Here is a 659-nt window from a genome sequence, read left to right as displayed (position 1 = left end):
ATCAACGACCACGAAAATGTTTGGGCTGGAAGACTGCTCACGAATCCTTCTCAGAAGAACTGTCGCACTTGGCTTGACAATCCGTCATTTAAAAACATATTTTCTTCATTTTTAACCAATACATTTACGTCTTCTTCTTGTTCTAATGTCCATAAAAGATGATGGTGAACGTCAAATAGGCCCCACCTAGCGGTCAGATTGGGGCCAGTGTATGATCGATGTAGATTAGTTCAGACGGCAGAAGTCCGGCAACTGCGGCGACCACGGCATAAAGGACGCTAACGCCTGTGGCTCTTGCAGATTGGCAAGCTGCGGCAATTGCTCGAACAAGTGCGTGAGATACCGAAACGGGTGTAGCCCATTTTCCTTGGCCGTCTCGATCACACTGTAGATCGCTGCGCTCGCCTTGGCTCCGCGCGGAGTATGGGCAAAGAGCCAGTTTTTACGTCCGATCACAAACGGCTTGATCGAACGTTCCCCCCGATTGTTGTCCAGCTCTAGCCGACCGTCCTTCATAAACGCCGTCAGCTTGACCCACTGGTTCAGGCTGTAGCCAATCGCTTGTCCCAGCAAGCTCTTGGGCATCGTCCGGGATTTCTGCTGGCACAGCCAGGCATAGTAGGCATCCAGCACCGGGCGGCTTTGTTCCTCGCGTGCGG

The 659-nt window shown here is 52.2% G+C and carries 1 protein-coding gene; it reads right to left on the bottom strand.

What is annotated here, in order from left to right:
• Positions 1–225: 225 nt before the first annotated feature.
• Positions 226–659, bottom strand: a 434-nt coding sequence (locus PPOP_RS15420; protein ID WP_006287479.1) for an IS66 family transposase, incomplete at its 5' end; no start/stop codon positions are given.

Source organism: Paenibacillus popilliae ATCC 14706 (assembly GCF_000315235.1).
Classification (GTDB): domain Bacteria; phylum Bacillota; class Bacilli; order Paenibacillales; family Paenibacillaceae; genus Paenibacillus_B; species Paenibacillus_B popilliae.
Note: the sequence above shows the minus strand (reverse complement) of the source record. Positions and strands in the feature narration are given on the sequence as shown.